Annotated in this window: 1 protein-coding gene; it reads right to left on the bottom strand. The window is 73.4% G+C overall.

Annotated elements, in window-relative coordinates; genetic code table 11:
* Nucleotides 1-398 (bottom strand): enoyl-CoA hydratase-related protein (locus QC029_RS30825; protein WP_279559133.1); only part of this gene is annotated, 398 nt, incomplete at both ends.

The raw sequence follows: 398 nt of genomic DNA, 5'->3' as shown, positions 1-398 counted from the left end.
AGGCCGATCTTCGACCCCGCGGCGTCCAGCGCCACGCGGTGGTGGCAGGCGAGCGCGATCTCCAGACCGCCGCCGAGGGCCGCGCCGTTTATCGCGGCGACCACGGGTTTGCCGAGGGTCTCGACGCGGCGCAGGTCGCGCTTCATGGCCATGCCGCGCTCGAAGAGCTCCCGGGCCTGCTCGGGCCCGACGGCCAGCAGGTCGCGGTGGTCGCCGCCGGCGAAGAAGGTCTTCTTGGCCGTGGTGACGATGACGCCGCGGACGCTCTCGCGCTCGGCCTCCAGGCGGTCGGCGACGGCGGCGAGCGAGTCGGCGCAAGCGGCGTGCCTGGGGTTGTCGGACTGGGTCGGGTCGTCATGGGTGCGGGTGACGACACAGGTGTCGTCCTGCTCCCAGCG

Source organism: Streptomyces sp. DH37, assembly GCF_029813835.1.
Classification (GTDB): Bacteria; Actinomycetota; Actinomycetes; order Streptomycetales; family Streptomycetaceae; genus Streptomyces.
This window is presented reverse-complemented; position numbering and strand designations above follow the sequence as displayed.